This window comes from Escherichia sp. WS547, assembly GCF_046486065.1.
Classification (GTDB): Bacteria; Pseudomonadota; Gammaproteobacteria; order Enterobacterales; family Enterobacteriaceae; genus Escherichia; species Escherichia coli.
The window spans coordinates 117,197-126,959 of the sequence record NZ_JBJQMA010000014.1 but is presented as its reverse complement, the minus strand read 5'-3'; the positions used below and the strand labels follow the sequence as shown (position 1 = coordinate 126,959).

9 protein-coding genes are annotated in these 9,763 nt (G+C 49.2%); all 9 read right to left on the bottom strand.

Annotated features, from left to right (window positions below):
* Positions 1 to 206: 206 nt before the first annotated feature.
* Positions 207 to 887 carry a D-lyxose/D-mannose family sugar isomerase gene (locus tag ACJHWK_RS14220; protein ID WP_001315082.1) on the bottom strand — a complete coding sequence of 227 codons (681 nt, stop codon included), beginning with the start codon at positions 885 to 887 and terminating at the stop codon, positions 207 to 209.
* Positions 868 to 1,800: an ROK family protein gene (locus ACJHWK_RS14215; protein ID WP_000559083.1), complete on the bottom strand. Its 933-nt coding sequence runs from the start codon at positions 1,798 to 1,800 to the stop codon at positions 868 to 870. Before ACJHWK_RS14215 ends, ACJHWK_RS14220 begins: the two co-directional genes overlap by 20 nt.
* A 47-nt stretch (positions 1,801 to 1,847) precedes the next feature.
* Positions 1,848 to 2,708, bottom strand: a complete 861-nt coding sequence (locus ACJHWK_RS14210; protein ID WP_000961378.1) for a ketose-bisphosphate aldolase — start codon at positions 2,706 to 2,708, stop codon at positions 1,848 to 1,850.
* Positions 2,709 to 2,788: 80 nt separating this feature from the next.
* On the bottom strand, positions 2,789 to 3,640 hold the full coding sequence (locus ACJHWK_RS14205) for a class II fructose-bisphosphate aldolase (protein WP_410234859.1): 852 nt from the start codon (positions 3,638 to 3,640) through the stop codon (positions 2,789 to 2,791).
* Between the two features lie 11 nt (positions 3,641 to 3,651).
* Positions 3,652 to 4,743 (bottom strand): PTS fructose transporter subunit IIC, encoded by a 1,092-nt coding sequence (locus tag ACJHWK_RS14200; RefSeq protein WP_000662199.1) that lies wholly within the window; start codon positions 4,741 to 4,743, stop codon positions 3,652 to 3,654.
* 24 nt (positions 4,744 to 4,767) lie between these two features.
* On the bottom strand, positions 4,768 to 5,082 hold the full coding sequence (locus tag ACJHWK_RS14195; protein WP_001028074.1) for a PTS fructose transporter subunit IIB: 315 nt from the start codon (positions 5,080 to 5,082) through the stop codon (positions 4,768 to 4,770).
* 17 nt (positions 5,083 to 5,099) lie between these two features.
* Positions 5,100 to 5,570, bottom strand: coding sequence for a PTS sugar transporter subunit IIA (locus ACJHWK_RS14190; RefSeq protein WP_001521621.1), 471 nt, complete (start codon positions 5,568 to 5,570; stop codon positions 5,100 to 5,102).
* Positions 5,571 to 5,596: 26 nt separating this feature from the next.
* Complete coding sequence (locus ACJHWK_RS14185; RefSeq protein WP_001177975.1) at positions 5,597 to 7,150, bottom strand: BglG family transcription antiterminator; 1,554 nt, start codon at positions 7,148 to 7,150, stop codon at positions 5,597 to 5,599.
* Positions 7,151 to 7,444: 294 nt separating this feature from the next.
* On the bottom strand, positions 7,445 to 9,763 hold the full coding sequence (gene yicI, locus ACJHWK_RS14180; RefSeq protein ID WP_001521623.1) for an alpha-xylosidase: 2,319 nt from the start codon (positions 9,761 to 9,763) through the stop codon (positions 7,445 to 7,447).

Here is a 9,763-nt window from a genome sequence, read left to right as displayed (position 1 = left end):
TAAGCTCTTTTCGTTCCCCATTGGGACCCCCTTTTGATTTCTTGTTTGACACTTGCAGTTGCCAGACCGCAAGGTGTTTTAACAAATCAAAAGGGGTTTTAATAACTGGCTCAAAGCTGAAAGCTTTCCGGAACCCCCAGCCTAGCTGGGGGTTTTCTGTGCACAATAAGGACGCTAGCGGATATCAGCGCTAGCGTTCCCCGTTATTAGCGCAAAATTCCATACTCACTGCACAATAACCATTTCACCGGTTCATCTTCTTCTATCGCCGGAAAACGTCCTCCCGGCTCAAGAAAATAGTTATCGTGTTGGTCATCATTTACCATCGAAATTTCCCAGCCGAGAACAAACGCTTTTTCCGCCCAGAAGCGATGATACAGACGCGGCGGCAGGCAAATGCCCTGCCCCGGCTTTAGCACCAGCGTTTCACCAGGTTTCATGGTACGCCGCTGACCATCAACACTCACGGTAATGACTCGTTGATCATCACAGAGATTGGCTTCGTTGGCCCAGGCCAACTGCATGCATAAGTCTCCACCGCCCCGATTGAGGATATCTTCCATTTTGTGGGTGTGAAAATGCCAGGGAGTCTGCTGATCTTGTTGGATCTGCAACATTTTCTCAGCATACGGTTTTGGATATGCCGCCGACCCCAGCGCGCCGTTGCGCATCGTTAGCAGTGTTAGTCCCGTTTGGTTGAAATCACCACGACCAAAATCGGTGATATCCCAACCGAGCTGTAAGTCGACCACTTCTTGCCAGTTATCCCGTTCCAGCTGCAGCCAGTCATCCACCGTAAAATAGGCGAACTCTGGCAAACAAACGCGGAAGGTCTGCGCAATGGCATGTGCTTTATCAATAACATAATTAATTTGTGAACGTTTCATTGGCTTCTCCGTTGCGCATAGCAAGCCAGGCAGCGCCACGCATTCCGCTACTGTCGCCGTGCTGTGCTTTTACAATGGGAGTGGTGAATTGATCGGTGAAAACCAGTGGAGCAACTTCTGCGTTCAGAGCGGTGATAAGCAGTTCCACATTCGAAAGCCCGCCGCCGATCACAATCACGCCAGGGTCAACAACGTTAACGATGGTTGCCAGCGTGCGGGCAAGCTGTTGGCGAAAACGTGCCACCTGCTGCATGGCACAAGCATCACCACGTTGTGCCAGGGTGACAATCGCCGCAGGAGTGAGCAAGTTACCAGTCATCTGTTGATAGCGTTCACTAAAACCGCTGCCGGAAACAAACGACTCCACGCAGTTGTGTTTGCCGCAATAGCAACTGACTGATGGACCATCTTCCTGCTCCGTATAGCCTGGCAACGTGATATGACCGCATTCGGCAGCATTTCCCCAGGCCCCTATAAACGGTCGTTGCTTGATGGCAATGCCACCGCCGCAGCCCGTACCAAGCGTAATACCAAATACCACGTCATAATCTTGCCCGGCACCGTCGCAAGCTTCTGATAGCGCGAAACAGTTACCATCATTGGCTATCACCACCGGTTGCCCAAGCAATTGCTGCAAATCAGCCTGTAACGCATGACCGTTAATCACCTGAATATTCGCGTTTTTAATCAGGCCAGTGAGTGGCGAGATACTGCCGGGTAAGGCGATCCCTGTCAGCATCGGTCGTTGAACGTCCCGCCTAATCTGCTCGATAAACGCCACAACGCATGAGACAAATTGTTGATATGTCGACTTTTGCGTCGGGCAGCGGTAACGGCGAATCTCCCAGCCATGCGCATCCATGACGACGGCGGCGATTTTGGTCCCACCAATATCCAACCCCAGATAGTGCATATCTCGTTCCTTGTTGCGTAAAAGGCGGGTCACCCCGCCCTTCTGGCTTAGTACAGTGATGCTTTACCGAGCGAACCGAACAGTTTCATTTTGTGGCGAATGACTTCCCGCGCCGCGTTAATCGCATCCGGATAGATGACGTTCGGGTCCCACCAGCTCTCTTTAGCGAGAATTTCACGCACTTTCTGGAAATAGGCGTATTTCATATCGCTGGAGATATTGATTTTGCCGACGCCGAGCGTAACTGATTCAGCAATCTCCGCGTCCGGGTTTGCCGAACCACCGTGTAGCACCAGCGGAATATCAATACGTCCGGCAATGTCGCGCAAAATGTCCATTTGCAGCTTCGGCTGCATCCCTTTTGGATAGATGCCATGCGCTGTACCAATCGCCACAGCCAGAGTGTCGGCACCTGTACGAGCAATAAAATCGGCGGCCTGCGCCGGATCTGTGTAGGTCACTTGTGAAACACCACCTTCTACCGACGTTCCTGTTTGTCCGATGGTTCCCAGTTCACCCTCAACCGACACTCCAACCGCGTGAGCGAGGCGAACCACTTCTGCGGTCAGCGCCACGTTTTCTTCATACGGCAGCAGCGAACCGTCGATCATTACTGAGGTAAATCCGCAGCGAATCGCACGCAAAACATGCTCTACAGAGGCACCATGATCGAGGTGCAGTACAAACGGGACCGGACTACGCTGGGTAATTTCGCGAACGTGAGCGAAAAAGGCATCGCCCACAAAATCATGTTCGCTGGGATGGATGGCAATAATCGCCGGAGTATTTGTCGCTTCTGCTTCATCCACGACTGCGCGAAGGAAACAGTTATCCGCCACATTAAATGCGCCAATGGCAAAGCCGTGCTGGCGGGTAGGTTGCAGTAATTCTTTCATCGAAACTAACATGTTAAATCTCCAGTTTCAGCGTGTAGTCCGCCCTGCCGGTGCGTTATTGCACTGGCATAAAGGCCATGACAGAAAATGAATCAGGCTTTGCCGATAGAGCCGCTCGCCTGTAAATACGGTGTAATCGCTTCTTCGAAGGCCAGTTCCATAGCTTTCAGCGCGTCCACCAGTTCAATGGATATATCGTGACAGAGGGTATGCAGGAGCGCGGATTTCCCCCGTTCAAAAATGGCCGCCCCCACGTTGATTTTTGCTACCCCCAGAGTCGTACAGAGCTGGAGCTGATCGAACGGCGTACCGCTACCACCATGTAATGCCAGAGGCACGCTCGAGCAGTGGAAAATCTCCGCCAGACGCTGAAAATCAATAGCAGGTACAACACCAAGCGCGTACATGCCGTGCGCCGTGCCTACCGAGACGGCCAGTAGATCAATGCCTGTCTGCGCGATAAACGCTTCCACATCAGTGGGTTGCGTCATCATGTCTGCATTGGCGGCCTGGTCGTAACGCGGCGCATCTGCCAGATGGCCCAGTTCGCCTTCAACGCAGAGCTGCGCGCTGGCGGCGAGTTCCACCACCGCCTTGGTCTGGCGCACGTTTTCCTCCAGGGGAAAAGCAGAAGCATCAATCATTAATCCGCTGAAACCAGCACGAAACGCCTGACGAATACAGTCCGGATTTTTGCCATGATCAAGCGCCAGAGTGACCGGTACTGAGGCAGATTCCGCGAGCGTTTTAACCACTGCCGCCGCGACGGGTGCAGGAAAATGCGCCAGATGCCCCTGATAGAGATTGAGAATGATTGGAGCGCGATTCTTCTCCGCCACGCGGATAGCTGCGCGAGCACTTTCCAGATTCATATAGTTGATCGCCAGCAAGGCGTAATGTTCATGCCAGGCTTTCATCACCATACTTTTCATATCGGCAAACATAGGGCCTCCGGTTATTCGAGGGTGAAAGTGATCTCTTCATCTTTCAGCTTTTGATCGCTCAGTTCGTCAAACTCTTCGTCGCGTTCCGTTACCGGTTTCTTCCAGAGTGAAAGCATCACGCCACAAATCACCGTGCCTATACCCAGCGCCAGGCAAAACAGCAGAGGATGGGTGAACAGAGGCACAACAAACATGCCGCCATGTGGAACCGGACTCTCCACGCCCCACACCATGATTAAGCCGCCCGCGACCGCCGATGCCACCACACAAGATCCCACTACTCGCAACAGGTCACGCGCGGCGATCGGAATGACTCCTTCAGTGATCATGCAGATCCCCATCGGAAACGCGGCTTTCAGCGCCTCGCGCTCCGCACGGGTGTATTTATGGCGTGTCAGTAAGAACGAAAGTGTGATGCCAAACGGAGGGATGATTGAGCCGACAAATTTCACGGCTTCTGGTCCGTAGACGCCACTGACCAGCAAGCCATCGGAAAACAGCGACATGGTTTTGTTGACCGGACCACCGAAATCGAAGGTTGCCATCGCGCCAAGTATGGCCCCCATCAGGAAGCGCGATCCGCCCTGCATCGACTCGAGCAAATGAATCAGTGCTTCTTGTAACCAGGCGATGGGTTTACCAATCAGCGTCATCATTAACAGCCCACCGATAATGGTGCTTAATACCGGCAACACCATGATTGGCATGAGTCCTTGCATCGACTGCGGCAGGCGAATATAGCGTTTAAGTAGCAAAATGGTGTAGCCCACCAGGAAACCACCCAACATACCGCCAATAAATCCGGTATGGATTTGCCCACAGAGAAAGCCGACAATCAGGCCCGGGGCAAATCCGGGACGATCGGCAATAGAATAGGCAATTGCCGCGCTAATCAGCGGCACAATCAGCCCCATTCCCCAGCCGCCAATCTGATTAAGCATCCACGGGATTGTTCCTGTTTTTTCACCAACATCTGTACCGCCAAGAACTTGCCCCAACGCAATACATATCCCGGCGGCCACAATAAGGGGTATCATCCACGAGATGCCGGTTAATAAATGTTTTTTAATTTCCTGTGAAACCGGAATTTTATTTTCTTTCATATTAAGATCCCTCCAGTATAAGGATCATTTATTTCCCAGTGATTTTTCGACCTTTTCAAGAAATTGAACGGGCGATTTAATGACGATCTCTGTCTTTACTCGCACAATGCGTTTATTGGTAAAACGTTCTTCTCCTTTTATTTTCACATCCACAGCAAGAATCACGACGTCAGCAGCAGAGATCTCTGCCGCCTGTAATTCGTTTTCTGTACCAATGGTTCCCTGGGTTTCAACTTTAATGGTGTGGCCCAGTGCTTTTGCCCCTTTAATTAACTTTTCACGAGCAATATAGGTGTGAGCAATACCCGCCGTGCAGGCGGCAACACAGACAATATTCATGATATACTCCCTGTTATTTAGTAGACATCGGATTGTGCATACTGACTAAAGAGATCAATGATTTTTTGCGGGCTCGTCTCAACCAGCAATTGCGCTATGATGTCATCATCTGCAAGCGCGCCCGCGACCTGGGAAAGTAAACGGATATGAGTGGTATTTTGATCTTCAAGACGTACCGCAAATAAAATAATACAGCGTACGCTACTGCCATCCAGTGTTTCCCAGGGAATATCCTGCCGGGTACGCCCGATAGCCAGCGTGGTATTAATTACCGCAGAAGATTTACCATGCGGGATCGCAATATGATTTTCAAAACCAGTCGAGCCTTCCGCTTCGCGCTGCCAGACATCTTTAATAAAGGTTTCCCGACAATCGATCGCACCATCTTTTTTGAGAAGATTAGTTAATTCTTCAATCGCCTCCGCTTTATTCGTCGCTTGCATATCTAAAATAACGCGATTCGTATTCAGGATTTTTGTTATGTCCATTCGTCATACCTCATAAAATTCTGACATTAAATTTCAACGACCCGAGATGTCGCATGATGTAATTTTTCCGTAATCACCATTTCAGTGACTCGCTTAATATCGGCATCATTAAAAAAAGCGGTAACATAAGCGACCGGCATAGTGACTGTAGGCAAATTAATGGTCGAAATAATCAGTTCGATATTGTCAGGCAAAACCTGTGATAAATTCGCTGCTGAAATAACATCAACAATCGTCCATTCAGGAAATGCTCGCAGAATACGGCTTTTCAGTAGATGCGAAGTTCCGATTCCGGTTGAACAGACCAGTAATACACGTTTACGGGCAATTTGCCGCTCCATCGCAGCCTGAAAATGAACGGTCAGGTAACCTACTTCATCCTCGCTCACTGCATTCTCACCCCAGGTTTTAAATACCTGATTCACCACATATTGCGTCAACCGCCAGACATCCGCTAATTCTGCTTTAATATCTTCCAGCAATGGATTACGGATATGAATGCGATAATTTAGTCGGTTAATCAGCGGCTTAATATGAACCAACAAGCCATCATATAATGCGCTGTCTTCACTAAAATCGCAGTCCACGATGTCACTGAATACCGTAATTAAACGCCAGGTAATCAGACGCGCTTCATTGCTGGCCTGCATATGTGAAATAATGCTAACATCTTTTTGTCCATCAATCGCCACACCTGATGAAATGATATATTGATAAATAAACCAGACTTCATCATCGGGCAATGTATGTGCAATTCGTTGTTCTATCTTATGAATCATCTGACTGGCAACATTAAAGATATTTTCATCATATTGCCTGGTTTGATCTTCTTCTCTGGATAACGCATTCCCGTGCGTGTTGCGATACATCATAATAAGGATGTGAGTAAAAATGTTAACGTAATAAGGCTCTCCCAAAGACCAACTTAATTCATTTTCCATATCCAGTAACAATGACTGGACAAATAACACCTCTTCTTCTCCAAAATAATGGACTAATGCTTTATAACTTCCGGGATCCAGACGTGAATACACGACACCTTGCGGCTCATTATGGTTAATAATGCCGTTAATCAGTAATGCCATTGCCTGTCGGACTTGCCCTTCACTACCTTCAATATGCGTACCACTTGGGCTGCGGATCAATGATAACCCCAACGGCGCAAGCCAGGACTCAATCACTCTCAGGTCATTAACAATAGAGGCTCCACTGATAAAATAGCGCTCTGACAATTTACTGATCGACGTTTCATTCGGTGTTTCACTTAATAACTGCGACGCTATTTTAACGCGCCTGGCATTATTCATTACACCATCAATCTCTTCACATTCTGCTCCCAACAAATGATCAAGATGCAGCAAATCAGTAATATTCTTCGAGTCTAACATCACACCTGCGCCAGCACGCTTCTCAACGGTTATTCGCCATTGTTCCAGCCATTGCTCAAGTAAACGTAAATCACGTTGAATGGTTTTTTCCGAAACATTTAAATAGCCGGCAATCGTAACAATAGTCGTATATTCCCTTCGTGGTAAAAGGAATCGTAATAATCTGTTTTGTCGCGAGGTAATCATTTGCATTTTTTACCCTTATCACAGATTAAGAAGCCCCATGTGGAAGAGCTTCAGTTGCCATCTCTGAGGGTAAATATAAAGCAGAATAATTTCACAACAATACTAAAATCTGTCCGTAGTCCGGACATGTATAAAACAAAACGGGGCGGTTAATAGATATTTTTCGGCACAGATCACATTTTCGTGATGAATAATCGTGATCATGCTCGCAAATACGATGGAAGAAATATTTATTACCAGATGTGAGATTATTTACCGGATACGACACAAAACCATTCGTATCCGGCATTCTTCAATAGATTACAACGTAATTGTCAGCGCATTCCCTTGAGGAGTCACCACCAGTCCCTGCTCACTTTCAGCCTGCGAACCACCTTGCAGACCATTTACTTTCACAATATTGCGCAAGCACAGTGTCCAGTTCTTCGCCTCGCCCGCACCAGTCACAGTAATCGTGTTGCCAGTACGCGCCGCTTTCAGGGTGAAAAGAACGGAACCGTCAGCAGCGGGCACTTCACAGATGGCTTCATGCCCGTCTTGTAGATTAAAGAGCTGGAATGCCGTGCCTTCGTGCCACGCGTAATCGGGACGTTGCTCGTTGTTGCCCAGCGCCAGTAGGGTGTTATCACGCACATAAACGGGCAGACTCAGGAAGCTGTGCTGCTGTTTATGCCAGCGACTACCATCGAGTTCATCGTTGTGCCACAGGTGTGTCCAGCGACCTTCAGGCAAGTAGAACTGCACATCGCCCGCTTCAGTGAACACAGGCGCAACCATCACGTTGTCGCCTAACATGTATTGACGGTCAAGGTAATCACAAGCCGGATCGTCCGGAAACTCCATCATCATGGCCCGCATCATCGGCGTACCCCGCGCGTTCGCACGAGCAGCTTCACGATACAGATACGGCATCATGCGGCATTTCAGTTGCGTGAAGAAGCGCACCACATCACAGGACTCATCATCGTAGGCCCACGGCACACGATAAGATTTGCTGCCATGTAAACGGCTATGGCTGGAGAGCAAACCAAACGCGCACCAGCGTTTGTAAACGTGCGCCGGAGCGGTATTCTCAAAGCCGCCGATATCGTGGCTCCAGAAGCCAAAACCTGAAAGGCCAATAGACAAACCACCGCGCAGGCTTTCCGCCATTGATTCGTAGTTAGCGTAACAGTCGCCACCCCAGTGTACCGGGAATTTCTGCGCACCAACGGAGGCAGAGCGAGCAAACAAGACGGCTTCTTCCTCGCCAACGGTTTCCTTGAGCACGTTCCACACCAGTTCGTTGTAGATGTACGCATAATGGTTATGCATTTTCTGCGGATCGGAACCGTCAAACCATTGAACATCGGTTGGAATACGTTCGCCAAAGTCGGTCTTAAAGCAATCAACGCCCATCGCGACCAGACCTTTCAGTTTGTCGGCGTACCATTTGCAGGTATCCGGATTGGTAAAGTCATAAATCGCCAGACCTGGCTGCCATTTATCCCACTGCCATAACGAACCGTCCGGGTGTTTGAGTAAATAGCCTTTCTCTTGTAACTCTTTAAAGACAGGGGATTTTTGCCCGATATAGGGGTTAATCCAGACGCAGATTTTTAGCCCTTTCGCTTTCAGGCGGCGGATCATCCCTTCCGGGTCCGGGAAAGTCAGCGGGTCCCACTCAAAATCGCACCACTGGAAGGCTTTCATCCAGAAACAGTCAAAGTGGAAAACATGCAGTGGCAGATTGCGTTCCGCCATACCATCGATAAAGCTGTTTACCGTCGCTTCGTCGTAGTTGGTGGTAAATGAAGTGGTTAGCCACAGGCCGAAGGACCACGCGGGCGGCAGCGCCGGACGACCAGTAAAACGGGTATAACGATCAAGTACCGCTTTTGGCGTCGGGCCGTCGATAACAAAGTATTCGAGATATTCACTCTCAACGCTGAACTGCACTTTGGAGACTTTCTCCGATCCCACTTCAAAAGAGACGCATTGAGGATGATTGACCAGTACCCCATAACCACGGTTAGTCATATAGAACGGAATATTTTTATACGCCTGTTCAGTACTTGTGCCGCCGTCCCGGTTCCAGGTCTCTACCGTCTGGCCATTGCGCACCAGCGCAGTAAAGCGCTCTCCCAGACCGTAAACTGTTTCGCCAACGCCAAGATCCAGCCGCTCAAACATATAATTTCGTTGATTATTCGTGTCCTGCACGTAGCCATTATTTTTCACCTGACTACCGGTAATACGTTCGCCGTTACGCAGAAAATCCAGTGACCAGAACTCACCTTTGCTGACACGCGCACTTAAGTTGCCACTTTTAAACTCAGCGTAACGTTCTGTGTTTTCGATTGTGACCTTCACGTCCTGCAAAATATTGAGCGGGTAATGAGGACCGTTATTCAGCGCCCCCTGAAAATGCTCAATCCGTACACCGACAATACCTTCCTGTGGGGAGAAAAAGCGCAGCGTAAATAAAGGCGTATCAAGCTGCCAGGTACGTTCACGCACATCACGAGGGGCAGCATAGACCACCATTTCATTACCCTGCTCTTCAACCTCGAACACCTGAAGCGGGTGAATCAAATTGAGGCCAGGTTGAATCAACCAGTTTCCGTCGCTAATTTTCAT